The organism is Rhodocyclus gracilis, from assembly GCF_009617575.1.
Classification (GTDB): Bacteria; Pseudomonadota; Gammaproteobacteria; order Burkholderiales; family Rhodocyclaceae; genus Rhodocyclus; species Rhodocyclus gracilis.
The window spans coordinates 1-14652 of the sequence record NZ_WIXJ01000005.1 but is presented as its reverse complement, the minus strand read 5'-3'; the positions used below and the strand labels follow the sequence as shown (position 1 = coordinate 14652).

15 protein-coding genes are annotated in these 14652 nt (G+C 63.0%); 6 read left to right on the top strand and 9 right to left on the bottom strand.

The annotated features are described in order from the left end of the window. Nucleotides 1-20: 20 nt before the first annotated feature. Complete coding sequence (def, locus tag GHK24_RS08360) at nt 21-533, bottom strand: peptide deformylase (RefSeq protein WP_153471989.1); 513 nt, start codon at nt 531-533, stop codon at nt 21-23. Between the two features lie 240 nt (nt 534-773). Here def and dprA point away from each other — a divergent pair, with 240 nt between their 5' ends. The 3 genes from dprA (at nt 774) to GHK24_RS08345 (ending at nt 5020) form a co-directional block, all read left to right on the top strand. After that, nucleotides 774-1913, top strand: a complete 1140-nt coding sequence (gene dprA / locus GHK24_RS08355) for a DNA-processing protein DprA (protein ID WP_153471986.1) — start codon at nt 774-776, stop codon at nt 1911-1913. Next, nucleotides 1910-2359, top strand: a complete 450-nt coding sequence (locus tag GHK24_RS08350) for a Smg family protein (RefSeq protein WP_153471983.1) — start codon at nt 1910-1912, stop codon at nt 2357-2359. Before dprA ends, GHK24_RS08350 begins: the two co-directional genes overlap by 4 nt. A 132-nt stretch (nt 2360-2491) precedes the next feature. After that, on the top strand, nt 2492-5020 hold the full coding sequence (locus tag GHK24_RS08345; protein WP_153471980.1) for a DNA topoisomerase III: 2529 nt from the start codon (nt 2492-2494) through the stop codon (nt 5018-5020). 120 nt (nt 5021-5140) lie between these two features. Here GHK24_RS08345 and GHK24_RS08340 read toward each other — a convergent pair whose 3' ends face one another. The 6 genes from GHK24_RS08340 to GHK24_RS08315 all read right to left on the bottom strand — a co-directional run bounded on the left by GHK24_RS08340 (nt 5141) and on the right by GHK24_RS08315 (nt 9923). Continuing rightward, nucleotides 5141-5611 carry a Dps family protein gene (locus tag GHK24_RS08340; protein WP_153471977.1) on the bottom strand — a complete coding sequence of 157 codons (471 nt, stop codon included), beginning with the start codon at nt 5609-5611 and terminating at the stop codon, nt 5141-5143. A gap of 103 nt (nt 5612-5714) precedes the next feature. Beyond that, a complete protein-coding gene (locus tag GHK24_RS08335; RefSeq protein ID WP_153471974.1) occupies nt 5715-5888 on the bottom strand; it encodes a rubredoxin in 174 nt (57 codons plus the stop codon). 128 nt (nt 5889-6016) lie between these two features. After that, nucleotides 6017-6985: a LysR substrate-binding domain-containing protein gene (locus GHK24_RS08330; RefSeq protein WP_167680909.1), complete on the bottom strand. Its 969-nt coding sequence runs from the start codon at nt 6983-6985 to the stop codon at nt 6017-6019. Nucleotides 6986-7024: 39 nt separating this feature from the next. Beyond that, a complete protein-coding gene (locus tag GHK24_RS08325; protein WP_153471966.1) occupies nt 7025-7372 on the bottom strand; it encodes a hypothetical protein in 348 nt (115 codons plus the stop codon). Nucleotides 7373-7467: 95 nt separating this feature from the next. Continuing rightward, on the bottom strand, nt 7468-8166 hold the full coding sequence (locus tag GHK24_RS08320) for a pseudouridine synthase (RefSeq protein ID WP_167680907.1): 699 nt from the start codon (nt 8164-8166) through the stop codon (nt 7468-7470). 134 nt (nt 8167-8300) lie between these two features. After that, nucleotides 8301-9923 (bottom strand): methyl-accepting chemotaxis protein, encoded by a 1623-nt coding sequence (locus GHK24_RS08315; protein WP_153471963.1) that lies wholly within the window; start codon nt 9921-9923, stop codon nt 8301-8303. A gap of 173 nt (nt 9924-10096) precedes the next feature. On the opposite strand from GHK24_RS08315, the gene tpx reads away from it, so the two are divergent. Together tpx and GHK24_RS08305 are read left to right on the top strand one after the other, a co-directional pair. After that, on the top strand, nt 10097-10600 hold the full coding sequence (tpx, locus tag GHK24_RS08310) for a thiol peroxidase (protein WP_153471960.1): 504 nt from the start codon (nt 10097-10099) through the stop codon (nt 10598-10600). 138 nt (nt 10601-10738) lie between these two features. After that, the gene (locus GHK24_RS08305; protein ID WP_228384618.1) at nt 10739-12058 is read left to right on the top strand and encodes an MFS transporter; all 1320 of its coding nucleotides are present in this window, start codon (nt 10739-10741) and stop codon (nt 12056-12058) included. 718 nt (nt 12059-12776) lie between these two features. On the opposite strand, the gene GHK24_RS08300 is transcribed toward GHK24_RS08305, so the two are convergent. Both GHK24_RS08300 and gmtX read right to left on the bottom strand, forming a co-directional pair. Next, nucleotides 12777-13640: a hypothetical protein gene (locus tag GHK24_RS08300; protein WP_153471957.1), complete on the bottom strand. Its 864-nt coding sequence runs from the start codon at nt 13638-13640 to the stop codon at nt 12777-12779. A gap of 53 nt (nt 13641-13693) precedes the next feature. Further along, nucleotides 13694-14353, bottom strand: a complete 660-nt coding sequence (gmtX, locus tag GHK24_RS08295; protein ID WP_153471954.1) for a gamma-mobile-trio protein GmtX — start codon at nt 14351-14353, stop codon at nt 13694-13696. Between the two features lie 146 nt (nt 14354-14499). On the opposite strand from gmtX, the gene GHK24_RS08290 reads away from it, so the two are divergent. Then, a partial coding sequence (locus GHK24_RS08290; RefSeq protein WP_153468888.1) for a transposase occupies nt 14500-14652 on the top strand: 153 nt, incomplete at its 3' end.

Sequence of the window (14652 nt, the reverse complement as noted above, 5' to 3'; positions counted from 1 at the left end):
TGACGTTTCTCCGAACGTGCCTAGGCCGAGGCCTTGGCACGGCGAACGTACTTGGCCAGACGAGCGCGCGCACGCGTTTGCTTGAGGATCGACAAATTGTCGATGAAAACGTGTCCGTCGAGATGTTCCAGCTCGTGCTGCACGCACACCGACAGCAACTCGTCGGCCTCGAACTGGCACTCCTTGCCGTCGAGGTCGAGGTGGCGCACAACGACGCGCTCGGCACGCTCGACGCGGTCATACACGCCCGGCAAGGAGAGACAGCCTTCCTCGCACAGCTGCGAACCCGTGCGCTCGATGATCTCGGGATTGATGAGGACCAACAGCTGATCCTTCGTCTCCGAGGTATCGATAATGACCAGACGGACATGCACATCGACCTGCGTCGCGGCAAGACCAATGCCCGGCGCGTCGTACATCGTCTCGGCCATATCGCTGACCAGGCGACGAATCGCGTCATCGACCACCGCAACGGGCTTGGCGATGGTTTTCAGGCGCGGATCGGGGTAACAAAGAATGGGTAGGAGAGCCATAGAAAAAAACTTGATGGAATAAATGGGCTTCTGCAAAATCGGGCACAACCCTAAGGCAGCGCCGCGGCGAGAGCGTTCAGCACCGACAGCTGCAAGGATAACACGCGGCCATGGCCGACCCTTGACGCCACCAGCTCTGCGCCAGCGAGCCACGGCAGCTTGACGGCCTCGCGCCGACCCAGCAACACCGACAGAGCACTCCTCGCCTTCCAACCTTGCGCACAACGCGCCCGCCGTCCCATGACCGAGACTGACACCCTGGCCGCCTGGCTTCGCCTGACCCTCGCCAATGGCGTCGGCAGCGTGACGCAGCGCCGGCTGCTCACCGCCTTCGGCCCCGCCCCGGAGATCTTCGACAACGAACGCAGCGCCATCGCCGCCGTCATCGGCAGCCGCGCCAGCGAAAAGCTCTTTGACCCCGAACTCGACCGCCGCATCGACGCCACCCTTGAGTGGCACGCCAAAGACAAGGACCGTCACCTCGTCGTCCTCGGCGATGACGACTACCCTACCTCGCTACTCGACATCGCCGACCCGCCGACGCTCCTTTACGTCCGCGGCGAGCGCAGCGCACTGACGCACGCGGCCCTCGCCATCGTCGGCAGCCGCAACGCCACACCAGCCGGCATCAGCAACGCCGAAAGCTTCGCCGGCGCGCTTGCCCGTGCCGGGCTCAGTATCGTCAGCGGTCTGGCTCTCGGTATCGACGGCGCCGCGCATCGCGGCGCACTGAGCGCTGGCGGCCACACCGTCGCGCTCATTGGCACCGGCATCGACCGCATATACCCGGCACGGCACCACCAACTCGCGCTCGATATTGCTGCGCACGGCGCCGTCGTCTCCGAATACCCGCTCGGCACGCCGCCGCTCGCCGCCAACTTCCCGCGCCGCAATCGGCTCATCGCCGGCATGTCGCGCGGCGTGCTCGTCGTCGAAGCGGCGGTCGAGAGCGGCTCACTGATTACCGCCCGCCTAGCCGCCGAGCAGGGGCGCGACGTGTTCGCGATTCCCGGCTCGATCCATTCGCCACAGGCGCGTGGCTGTCATCGCCTGCTGCGCGAAGGCGCCAAGCTCATCGAAACCGCCGAGGACGTCTTGGAAGAGCTGCGCTGGAGCGGCCTGCCATCGATCAATCGATCCGCCGCGCCAGACACCACCGACAGCACCGCCGGCCAAACCTGCGCCGACAGCGAGACACCAGATAAAGCCCAGAGACTGCTCGCCGCCCTCGGCCACGACCCCTGCGCGCTCGACGAACTCGCGCTACGCAGCGGCTTGACGGCAGGACCGCTTTCCCTGATCCTGCTGCAACTCGAACTCGATGGTCGCGTTGCCAGCCTTCCCGGCGGCCGCTACCAGCGCCTGCCAGAAACCCCATGATCGATATCCTCGTCTACCTCTTCGAAAACTATCAGGACTTTGCCGCTCATCCGGCACCCGATGCGCTAGCGCTCAAGCTCAACGCACTCGGCTTCGAGGAAAACGAGATCAGCGCTGCGCTCGCCTGGCTCGACGAATTGAAAACAGCGCACGCTGAGGATTTCACCTGCGACCCGCGTTCGCTGCGCGTCTTCTCTCTGCGCGAGCGGCAGCGCATCAGTGCAGAAAGTCTCGATTTCCTCATTTTCATTGAGGCGGCCGGCGTCATTACGCCGGTCATGCGCGAACTCATCCTCGACCGCTGCCTTGCCCTCCCTGACGATCCGGTGTCGCTCGGCCGTTTCAAGATCATCGTCCTGATGGTTTTGTGGAGCCGCGAACAAGACCTCGAACCCTTGATCGTCGAGGAATTGCTCTCCGCCTCGGAAGGCGCCCTCGCGCACTAAGCCGCGTGCTGGCCTGCGCTTGCCAAGCGCGGCGCCGTACTCTTATCATGCCCCGCACCCGAACGCCGGTACCTTGCCGACGTCCGCCACCTGACGCCCTTGCGGCGCGTCGCCTTCCGGGCAGAGTACTCCATGAGCAAGAAGCTGATCATTGCCGAAAAACCTTCCGTTGCCGCCGACATCGCGCGTGCGCTCGGCGGTTTTACCCGGCATGACGACTATTTCGAGCGCGACGACTACGTCCTCTCATCGGCCATCGGCCACCTGCTGGAACTCGCCTGCCCTGAGGAGTACGAAGTCAAGCGAGGCAAGTGGTCATTCGCACACCTGCCCGTGATCCCGCCGCACTTCGCGCTCAAGCCGATCGAAAAAAGCGAGGCGCGGCTCAAACTGCTCACCCGCCTCATCAAGCGCAAGGACGTCGATGGCCTCGTCAATGCCTGCGACGCGGGACGCGAAGGCGAGTTGATCTTCAACTACATCGCCGAACACGCGAAGACCGCCAAAGCGGTCGAACGCCTGTGGTTGCAATCGATGACGCCGCAAGCCATTCGCGATGGCTTCGCCCGCCTGCGCTCGGCGAGCGAAATGCGCGGGCTCGCCGACGCTGCGGTCAGCCGCTCGGAATCGGACTGGCTCGTCGGCATCAACGGCACGCGGGCGATGACCGCCTTCAACTCAAAAACCGGCGGCTTCCACCTGACGACCGTCGGCCGCGTACAAACGCCGACGCTGGCCCTCATGGTGCAGCGTGAAGCCAAAATCCGCCGCTTCCAGACGCGCCCGTACTGGGAAGTCGAAGCGACCTTCACCTGCGCCGCTGGCGACTATCGCGGCAAATGGTTCGACGAGAAGTTCTCGCGCGGCAAGGGCGACGACGACGAACACCTGCGGGCCGACCGCCTCTGGGACGAGAGCCGCGCCAGCGCCATTGCGGCGCAGTGCAAGGGAAAACCCGGCGCCGTCGTCGAAGAAGCCAAGCCGACGTCGCAACTGTCGCCGCTTCTCTACGACCTGACCAGCCTGCAGCGCGAAGCGAACTCACGCTTTGGCTTCTCGGCGAAAGCGACCCTGGGCCTTGCCCAGGCGCTGTACGAAAAACACAAGGTGCTGACCTACCCCCGGACTGACGCCCGCGCGCTGCCGGAAGACTATCTGCGCACCGTCGACGCGACCCTCGCCATGATCGAGGACGACGCTGCGCTGAACCAGCGCTACGGCACCTTCGCGCACACCATCCGCGGCAAGAAATGGGTTGTGCCGAACAAGCGCATCTTCAATAACGCGAAGATTTCCGACCACTTCGCCATCATCCCGACGCAGCAGGCGCCGAAATCGCTCTCCGAACCCGAGCAGAAGCTTTACGACATGGTCGTCAAGCGCTTCCTCGCTGTTTTTTTCCCCGCCGCTGAGCATCTGGTGACGACGCGCATCACGCGCGTCGAGGGCGAGCCGTTCAAGACCGAAGGCAAGGTGCTGATCAACCCCGGCTGGCTGGCGGTCTACGGACGCGAAGGGCAGGAGGGCGAGGAGGGCAATCTCGTTCCCGTTGCGCCGAACGAGACCGTACACACCGAGGACGTTGTCCTCAACGCGCACACCACCCGCCCGCCGGCACGCTATTCGGAAGCAACCTTGCTCTCCGCCATGGAAGGCGCCGGCAAAACCGTCGACGATGAAGACCTGCGTGCCGCCATGGCCGGACGCGGGCTTGGCACGCCAGCGACCCGTGCGCAGATCATCGAAAACCTGATCGCCGAGCAATACGTCCTGCGCGAAGGGCGCGAGCTACAGCCGACCGCCAAGGCCTTCTCGCTGATGACCTTGCTCGACGGCCTCGGCATCCCCGAACTTACCGCCGCCGAACTCACCGGCGAATGGGAATGGAAGCTCGCCCGCATGGAGCGCGGCGAAATGTCGCGCGACGCCTTCATGCAGGAGATCGCCGAGATGACGCGGCGCATAGTCGAGCGCGCCAAGACCTACGACAGCGACACGATTCCCGGCGACTTTGGCCAACTCGAAACGCCGTGCCCGAAATGCGGCGGGCTGATCAAGGAAACCTACAAGAAATTCCAGTGCCAGGCCTGCGACTACTCGCTGTGGAAGATCGTCGCCGGCCGCCAGTTCGAGCCGGCCGAAATCGAGACGCTGATCCGCGAAGGCAGGGTAGGGCCGCTGCTCGGCTTCCGTAACAAGATGGGGCGCCCCTTTGCCGCCACGGTAAAACTTGGCGCCAACCACGCGCCCGAATTCGACTTCGGCCAAGGCGCCGAGGGCGAAGACGGCAATGCCGAACCGGTCGATTTCTCCGGCCAGCAGTCCCTCGGCAGCTGCCCGAAGTGCAAGGCGCAGGTCTTCGACCATGGCATGGCCTACGTCTGCGAAAAGTCCGTCGGCGTCGAGAAAACCTGCGACTTCCGCTCCGGCAAGGTCATCCTGCAACAAGCCGTCGAACGCGAGCAGATGGAAAAGCTGCTCGCCACCGGCCGCACGGATTTGCTGAAGGACTTCGTCTCGGCGCGCACGCGGCGGAAGTTCTCGGCCTACCTGGTACGCGGCAGCGACGGCAAGGTCGGCTTCGAGTTCGAGAAAAAGGCTCCCAAGCCCGCCGCCGCGAAACGCACGGCCAAGCCGAAGGTCGACGCCGACGCGGGCTAAGCCGCCGCTCTCGCGCAGGGAAGCCTGCACGCTAGCCCCTAGCGTGCGCTGCCAACAAAAAAGGCGTCGGTTGCCCGACGCCTTTTTAGCTCATGGCCTAAGCGACCGCTCTCGCCGTCGTTACGCCTCCAGCAGGCTGCGCAGCATCCACGCATTCTTTTCATGCACCTGCATACGCTGGGTAAGGAGATCGGCCGTCGGCTCGTCGTGTGCCGCGTCGACCGCGGCGAAAAGGCCGCGCGCGGTGCGGACCACCGCTTCCTGCCCGGCAACCAGATCGGCAATCATGTCGCGCGCGCTCGGCACACCATCCAGCTCGCCGATGACCGTCAGGCGCTGGAAATCGCGATAACTCGCCGGCGCCGGGAAACCCAGCGCGCGAATGCGTTCAGCGACGAGATCGACGGCCAGCGCAAGCTCCGTGTACTGCGTCTCGAAAAGCAGATGCAGCGTCTGAAACATCGGGCCGGTGACGTTCCAATGGTAGTTGTGCGTCTTGAGGTACAGCGTATAGCTGTCCGCCAGAACGCGCGACAGACCTTCAACGATCTCGCGACGGACGCCTTCTTCGATACCGATATCAATTTTCATCGTCGTTCTCCTTGAAGCAGCAGGGTTAAAGTGGCGCCGTCTGCACGGCACCGCATAAGAAATCGATCATTCCAACACGCCTGAAAGGGCCGCGCCGCAGCGATCACAGCTCGACCATCTCGAAGCCAGACTTGCCAACGCCGCAATCCGGACAAACCCAGTCGGCCGGCACCTCTGCCCAACGCGTTCCCGGCGCCAGTCCATGCGCCAGATCGCCCGCCGCCTCGTCGTACACGTAGCCACACACCGTACATTGCCACACACGCATTGCACTCATCTGCGCCTCCTGACTGAACTAAGCGTCGAAATGCCTACCTACCGAACCCCTTTACCGAAAGCAGCGCGGCCATGAACACACTATAAGAGCCGCGCCTGAATAACTCCAATCAATCCTGAGAATACCAACTATAGCCGTGCACTATCGAAAACTCCGGGAGGCGAGGCCATCACCTGAACCCCCGGAGGTGGCGAGGCGACAATCGCCGCGTGCAGCGCATCGATCGCCGGCGGACGTGGAAAACTCGAGCGCCACGCCAGCACCACGCGCCGGCTCGGCGCCGGCTCAGTGAAGGGCCGGACCACCAGCAGCGTCTCATCGCGCAGCCAGGCCTCGGCCGCCGAGGCGGGCGCCACCGACATACCCGCACCGCTCGCCACCATGTGCCGAACAGTCTCCAGTGACCCGCCTTCCAGCGCACTACCGTCGCCCGCCGCGTCGCCACGCTCGGCTACACCACGCGTCAGTTGCGGGCACGCCTGCACGACCTGATCACGGAAACAGTTACCCTGTCCGAGCAGGAGCAATTGCTCGGCGGCGATCTGCTCGCGATCGACCGTGCTCTGCACCGCCAACGGATGCTCGGGCGGCAGAACGACGCGAAACGGCTCGTCATAGACCGCGCGCGAAACGATCCCCGGCTCGTCGAAAGGCGCCGCGACGACGATCACGTCCAACTCGCCACGGCGCAACTCCAGCGCCAGATTGGCCGTGAAATTCTCCTGAAGATACAGCGGCATGCGCGGGGCACGGCGATGGAGCGAGGGAATCAGACGCGGCAGCAGATAGGGCGCGATGGTGTAGATCACCCCGACGCGCAGTGGCCCGTTCAGCGGATCGCGGCCCTGTTCGGTGATCTCGCGCAACTTGCCGGATTCCTCCAGCACGCGCTCCGCCTGCGCCGCCACGCGCTCACCGACCGGCGTTGGCCGCACCTCCGCCGCCGAGCGTTCAAAAAGAATCACGCCATAGCGCTGCTCGACCTTCTTGAGCGCCACCGACAGCGTCGGCTGGCTGACGTGACACTTCTCCGCCGCCCGGCCAAAGTGCCGCTCCCGCGCGAGCATCGCGATATATCGAAGTTCAGTCAGCGTCACGCCAAAACCACCCCGGAAAACGTCAAAAAAGCCCGAGCCTCAGAAACACACCACTTTGTCTGCGGCCAGTGTCCACTCGGCAAGACTCGCCAGACTCCCCACGCCGGCGCCGTGTACGCGCGCCGCGCTGAGCGTTGCCTGCGCATGGGTCGAACAGAACACCAGCTGCGCCCCCTGACGCACCAGATCTTGCAGGGAGACTTGCGCCGACGCCCGCATGTTGCCCTGCGCATCGCAACAGCCCGCCAGCGAACCGGACATGAAATACAGCCGAAGATTCACCGTCTCGCGTTGCTGATGCAGGATCGCCGTCGCCAGTTGCAGGGCATTGGCGATGCCTTCCCCGGCACAGGCGGGCGCATTCACGATGATCAACACACTCTGCATGTCCGCCTCCTCTGACGAAAGTAGCGATCATGCGCCAGCGGCGGCGCCGCGAAAAGTGGCACGAGTAGCGCGAACGACGCGCTGTTAGCCGATCCCTACGCCAGCGAGGTAGGGGGCAAGGGTGGCACCATCCGCCACTGCCCCGGCGGAAGATCCTCCGGCAGTGAGTACGCGCCCACCGCGCTGCGCTGCAAGGCTTCCACCCGGTTGCCTGCGGCGGCGATCATCCGTCGCACGAGGTGGTAACGCCCCTCGGTGACGGTCAGTCGCAGTTGCCGCTCGCCCAACACCTCGCACGCCCGCGCCACGACCGGCGCCGGATCGTCGCGCAAGACCACGCCGCCGAGCAAACTCGCCGCCAGCGCCGCAGTGATGGGGTGACGCGTCGTTACCTCATAGACCTTCGGCACCTGACGCTTGCCGGAGCTATAGGCATGCACGAACTGCCCGTCGTCAGAGAAGAGCAGAAGACCGCTGGTGTCTTCATCGAGCCGTCCGACCGCCTGCACACCGCGCAGGCGCAGCGGCGCCGGCAACAACGAAAACACCGACGGGTGGCACTGCGGCTGATGCGAGCATTCAAAGCCCACGGGCTTGTGCAGCATGAGATAGACGCGTTCGCAGAAGGACCACGCCTCGCCATCGACCTTGAAGGTACAGCCCTCCGTCAGGATCTCCGCCTCGGGATCGTCGGCGACGGTGCCGCCGAGACCCACGCGCCCACACAGCACCAGCGCCCGACACTCACGCCGGCTGCCAAAGCCCTGCGATTGCAACATTTTTTCCAGTTTCACGACGACTCCTGCGACAAGCCTCCCGGCAACACCCCGCGCCGGCTGACCTGCCACGCGAAATCGTAGGGCAGGGGAACGGGGAGCGACGCGGGAGAAAAGCCGGAGTCTACGCGGAAAGCCGATGCCGCCGCATCTCAGGTACGAAACGCCGACGCTGCCTGGCGCAGCTCCGCCGAGAGTGCCTGCAAGCGACGCGCAGAACCAGCCGTCTCGAGCACGGCCGAACTGTTCTCTTCACTCATCCGGGCAATCGTCTCGACGTTACGGGCAATGCCCGTCGCCGTCGCGCTTTGCTCCATGATCGCCGCCGAAATATCGCCCACCACTTGCAACACCTGAGACGCCGCCTGCTTGATCTGCACTATCGCCGCATCGCTTTCCTGCACGAGAGCGACGCCGCCCTGAACCACCTGCGACTGCCCCTCGATATCGGCAGCCATGCGCTGCGAATCGCTCTGAATGCGCGCGACCAGCACGCTGATTTCCTCGGTCGAGCGCATCGTCCGTTCGGCGAGCTTGCGCACCTCGTCGGCCACCACGGCAAAGCCGCGCCCCTGCTCGCCAGCGCGCGCCGCCTCGATCGCCGCGTTCAAGGCCAGCAGATTCGTCTGATCCGCCACCTCCTTGATCACGTCGACGATACCGGAGATCGCCGCCGAGCTTTCCGCCAGCGTCGTGTTGGTCGCCGCCGCGTGCTCCGCCGAGCGGGCGATCAACTCCATCTCGCGCTTGACCCCGGCAATCGTCTCCGAGCCCGCCTCGGAAAATTTCCCAGACTGCTGCGACACCGCCTCCGCATCCCGCGCATGATCGGCCACCTGCCCAATGCTCACTGTCATCTCTTCGACAGCCGCCGCCATCGAGGAGGCCGAATCGGCCTGCGCCTGCGTCGCTTGCGAAACCTCATCGGTAGTCGCCGACAACTGATCGGCCGCCTCGGACAACTCGCTGGCCTTGTCCTGCAGGGTACGCACCACGCCGGCCAGACGTTCCTGCATGCGTGCCAGCGCAGTCAGCAAATGGGCGACCTCATCCGAGCCCCGGCCCTCGATACGCCCACCCAGGTTGCCCTCGGCAATCTGCTCGGCAAACCCCACCGCCTGCAGGATCGGCTGCACCACCGACCGCGTCATCAGCCAGGCCACCAACGCCGCCAGCACAAAAGCAACGACCGCCAGCGCGCCGACGACCTGCTGCGTCGTACTCGCCGATGCCAGCGTTCGCGCGCCTGCCGCGTCGATCTCTTCTTTCTGGTGAGCGATCACCGCCTCCAGCGCCTTGATGAAACGAGCCTGACGTGGGCGGATGTCGTCGATCAGGGAGCGCACAGCCTCGTCGTGACGCCCTGCATCAAGCAGGGAGAGAAAGCGCTCCTGCACCTCGAAGTAGGGCGTCTGCGCCTCGCCCAGCGCACGCAACAAGTCACGCCCGGTGTCGTCTTGCGTCACTGTCCGCAAACGCGTCAGACGCTCATCGATGAGCTTGCGCGATTTAACGATCCGCTCCCGCTCGCTGCGTAGTTCGTCCGGGCGCGACAGGAGCACCAGGTTACGCAAGCTACGCGCGATGACGTTTACGTTGTCGATGACATCGTGCGCCAGCTCGCTTTTGACGTATTTATCGCTCACGAGATCATCGACCTCGCGTCCGATCTCGGCGACGCGCAAGAGAGCCACTGTCGTGATCACCGCCAGCAAGGCCAGCACCAGGGCAAAACCGCCAGCCAGACGGACACCAATACGCAGATGAGCAAACATCGCAATCTCCTCCGAGAGGCGCGGACGAATGACCGAGCCGGGGCATTCTAAATCGCTATGCAATAAAAATACTCGTCATTACTACCGGTTAACGCGTAGCACGCCGCCCCTTCACTTGCCAGCCGTCCGCGGCTTCGGCAAGCTGCACGCTTTACCCACCTCAGGAGCGGCACATGTCCAGTACGGTTACCCTTGGCGGCACGCCTTTCTCGGTCGGCGGCACCTTCATCAAAGCGGGCGCACCGGCGCCGGCGTTCAGCCTTGTCAGCAAGGACCTCGCCGACGCCGGCCTCGCACAATTCGCCGGCAAGCGCAAGATCCTCAACATCTTCCCGAGCGTCGATACGCCGACCTGCGCCACCTCCGTGCGCCGCTTCAACCAGCAAGCCAGCGATCTGCCGAATACCGTCGTGCTCTGTATCTCCGCTGACCTGCCGTTCGCGCAGAGCCGTTTCTGCGGCGCCGAAGGCCTCAATAACGTCGTCACGCTGTCGACCATGCGCGGCGCCCGCTTCCTCAGCGATTACGGCGTTGCCCTCGAAAACGGCCCGCTTGCCGGTATCGCCGCCCGCGCCGTCGTCGTCCTCGACGAAAACAACACCGTGATCTACAGCGAACTGGTGCCCGAAATCGCCAACGAGCCGGACTACGCCAAAGCGCTTGCCGCACTCGCCTGAGCCTGCGCGTGATGCTGTCGTCCTGCTGACAGCACCTCGGGCCTGAAATATCCACCGACGGTCTTTCAGGCCCGACAAAAACGCCCCGCGTCGTCACCGTGTTTCAGCCGATAATCCGGCGTTTTGTTCCCCCGCACGATGATGAGTTCTGCCGAAAACCCGCGCGCCATCCAGCGAAAAGTCGTCGTCGCCGCCTGTTTCGGCACCTTTCTCGAGTGGTACGACTTTCTCACCTTCGCCTCCCTGGCGACTTACTTCAGCGTCCTCTTCTTTCCCGGCGACGACCCCGTCGCGGCGTTGCTGGCAAGTCTTGGCACTTTCGGCGTCGGCATGATCGTGCGACCGCTCGGCGCCGCGTTTTTTGGCTCGCTCGGCGACCGCCATGGGCGGCGCACCATCTTCATGGCGACCATCGTCCTGATGGGCCTGTCGACCTTCTGTGTTGGCCTCCTGCCGAGCTACGCGCAAGTCGGCCTGCTCGCCCCGGCGCTCCTGCTGCTGCTGCGCATCCTGCAAGGGTTCTCGGTCGGCGGCGAGATCGGCGGCGCAGCGGTCTACCTCACCGAGCACGCGCCCGAGGGCAAACGCGGCCTCTACACCAGCGTTCTGCAGCTCATGGGGCCGCTTGGCATGATGGCCTCGACGCTGCAGATCGTCGCCCTCCAGTACGCGTTGAGCGACGCCGACTTCAAGAGCTGGGGCTGGCGCATTCCCTTCCTGCTCTCCGCCTTGCTGCTCGCCATCTCAATCAAGAGCCGCCTCAACCTCTACGAATCGCCGGTCTTTAAGCAATTGCGCGAGAAGAACGCACTTGCCAAGACGCCGCTGCGCGAGTGCTTTCATGACCGCCACACGCTGGGGAGAATGGCGCTGCTCTTCTTTTGCGTCTCGGCGGGCGGCTCGCTGCTCTTCTTCTCGGCGCAGGTCTATACCGGCGTTTTCCTGAAAACCGTCGTCAAGCTACCGGCCACCTACGCCAGCAGCCTTGTCACCGTCGCCACCGTCGCGCTCTTTCCGGCGACGCTCTTCTGCGGCTGGCTCTCCGACCGCATCGGTCGCCGGCCCGTACTGCTCGCCGGCCTGATTGGCGGCGCCGTGAGCATCGTTCCCGTCTTCCGCGGCTTGCTGCATTACGGCAGCCTGCCAACGCCCGACACGGCGATGATCGTCGTCCTGCTGCTGGTGCTCGTCGTGCCGCTGGCGTGCATCACCGGCCCGCAGACGGCGACACTGCCGGAGCTCTTTCCCGCACGCACGCGCTACTCGGCCGTCGCGCTGCCGCACAACCTTTCGGCGGGCTGGATCGGCGGCATGTCCCCGCTCATGGTCACCTGGCTTGGCGTCACCTTCAGCGATCCGCTAGCCGGCCTGTGGTACCCCACCGGCTTGCTGATCCTGGCGTCGATCATCGGCGTGATCTTCTTGCCAGAGGTGCGTAACCGCTCCCTGGAAGAGTAGGGCGCCGCCGGCGGGCAAAGACGAACGCTGGCAGGCCTCCGCACAGCACGAGGGCTGCCTCGGGGAGTGCGCGACCACCGAGCGATGGCGTCCTTCTTCCTTCGCCTAACTTCGCCAACAGGCGCATTCCTCCCGCTGGCGCTCCCCGGCCAATTGCACACGCCGTGCCAACAGGGCCAGCAGCGACGGCAAGACATAGGCCGCAGCAGACTTGTAGGATCTCCTCCAGCCTTAGATTTCACCCCAAACGAATCAACGCGCTAAAGCTTATGAATGGGACGCAACCCAATGATTCGTCGCGCCGGACGCGATGATCCTCCGCATCGTTCCCGATCTGCACGCGCAAAGGGGGCAACAGGGCACAGGGCTTGCTCGAACAGCGCCCGGATAACCTTCGCCGGGCCGGGCTGTTCCCGCCCAAAATACGGCTAAGCAACGGCCCTTCAAACCGACGCCAAAAAACAAAAAAGCCACTCTATGCGGACTTATACCGTAACGATACATAGTTCGTGAGTGAGTGGCGGTTCAGCTCAGCATTAAATGGGTTCACGTGGTCAAAGATTTACGATGTAGAAATACATCGCAATACATCGTAACTTCAAGCGTCGACGGTAACGTCGGCGCTTTTTCTTTGGGCGCATCTTGTCTCCCACACCTCAGTGCGACGGCACAAGTCCTCCATTGCGCTGCTTACAGCGCTACGGCTGACTTCCCGCGGTTACCGTCGAGTTGGTATGGCGCTCGTGACATCAGCGTAAATCGGTTGTACTCGCGTCTCATCCAGAAGCGAGGGATTCCACATCAGATACTGCTCTAGCTGGTAAGCAAGAATGCCCGTGTTGGGCCTCTTGAATAGGAACAGCACGCCATGAAGCGTATTCCGAATGTGCAAATACCGGGCAGCAAGCTCGCGAATGTGCTGTGGGTACTCTGGCTTGTCGGCTTGGAAAAAACCGAAGACTTGTCTGCGATAGACCTCTTCAACGCCTGGGTCACCGTAGGCTGCAAGTTTGCAGTCATGCACATCAATTGTTCCTAAGATGCTGTCCGTGGCATCTATGACAACGACGTTAATCGCCTTGGCAGCGGTCGAGAAGAACTTAATCGGGTTTCCGCGTTTGTCCTGAACTTTGCTCAGCACCGTACTCTGGATGCGGGCAACTTCCTCTTGCTCGGCCTCCCAGTCCATAAATACACGGAACATCGTACACTTCTGCAACTGAGTCTTGATTGAATCTAGGATTGATTGTCTTTGCTGCAGAAGCCGAAGCTCGAAATAGATAAGGTCACCGCTCGGTGCCTTACGCAGAAAATCGATAGAGCTTTCGTGACGTACGTCCTGCTTGACCTCGTATGTGAGCTCCAACCCACTGGCCTCGAACTGATAAGCGAAATTGGCTTCAAGAACCAGCGCAAGGAAGTTGCTTTTGTCGTTCGCTTTGGAAAGCTGTTTCAACAGGAAGTCGTAGCGCCCTGTTTGACGTAAGCAATCAAGCCTTACCCATAGGTCATTGGCTTCGTCCACAGCATTTTGCTTTCCGCCTGACCTGCGTATCGCGTTGATGAGCTTTTGTTTGTCCAACTAACCCTCCGTTGTTGCCTATCAAACAGCATTAGCTGAGCAAGCGCCCAAAGCTAACTCCCCAACACTTTTCGAATCGCCCGAGCAAAGCCCACTTCGAACATCGTTCGGCCTCGCTCGTTAACGATTTCGCCGTGACTGCCTTCCTTCAAACCGCGCTCATCAAGGTAGTCAGCTGACACCGCCTTCTGTAGCGCTTCGCGCTCGGTCGGGGTCAGTTGCGCAACCAATTCGACCACGGCTACCGGTACCCGAGCAGCGGACGAGACGGTGGCCCCCAATGGGCGCCGGTCCACGGTCACGTGTGTGTGAGCCTTGAGTGTATTGAGTTGGGCTTTGAGCTTGTCACGCTCGGCGACGATGGCTTGCATGATGGAGCGAATGGCTGGGTCCTCTATGCGCATCAGATAGTCGTGGCTGGCCTGCGTCTTGATGGGCTTGGGCGCAGCAGGCCCCGCGTAAGCTGCCCAAGCTTCGATGAGCGCTCTGTAGTCGGCGGACTGCGCGTTGTAGAGCGCACGACCTTTCATGATGCCCTCTGCTTCGGCCAGGCGGCCGATGGAGGGCACTGAGAAGTCGCGCGACCCCGCCTCATGCTGCTTGCGGCAAAGCTCGTGCATCTTTGTGAGGTTGGCCCGTCGGTTCGAGCGCTCGGCCTTGGCCAGCAGCGACTCCAGCACAGCGTTAGGATGAATATCCGTTGTACTACTCATGCTCACACCCTCTCAAGGTCCGGCGTCCGGGCTGGAGCACCTGAGTGTGATGGGACGTCGGAAGCAGCGCAGCGAGGTCTGACCTGCCCGGAGATTTTCGGACCATCTAAAACTTGAGAGGATGGCTTCCTTGAAGAGAGGAAGTCATGAGGAAGAGTCGATTCAGCGAAGCCCAAATGGTGACGATCCTGCGCGAAGCGGACAAGGCGCCGGTCGCGGAGATTGCGAAGAAGCACGGCATCAGCGAGCAGACGATCTACAGCTGGCGCAAGCAGTACGGCGTCCTGGATGCCGACGAG